The organism is Pseudomonas sp. HY7a-MNA-CIBAN-0227 (assembly GCF_040310325.1).
Classification (GTDB): Bacteria; Pseudomonadota; Gammaproteobacteria; order Pseudomonadales; family Pseudomonadaceae; genus Aquipseudomonas.
Genome location: NZ_JBEOPT010000388.1, coordinates 1 through 231 on the forward strand (window position 1 = coordinate 1; position 231 = coordinate 231).

The window sequence follows — 231 nt, forward strand, 5'->3', positions numbered from 1 at the left end:
GCTAGGCAATCTTGCTATTACTATCTTGGACTCTTTTGGATTAATTAAAAACTCATGCTTTAACTTAGTATCTAATTATGATTATAAGACCCTAGAATTTTTGAATATTAATGAAACTATTACGCATAAAATATTTGATGAAATAGATACGGATAACAGGTTTTGTCTTTGGCTTATAGGATTGGAAATGAATAACTATATTCAGACAGAATTTGATGAAAGGTGTCTAGG

Annotated in this window: 1 protein-coding gene; it reads left to right on the forward strand. The window is 29.0% G+C overall.

The window, feature by feature from the left end:
- Window positions 1-231, forward strand: a 231-nt coding sequence (locus AAEZ06_RS28380; RefSeq protein ID WP_350617548.1) for a hypothetical protein, incomplete at both ends; no start/stop codon positions are given.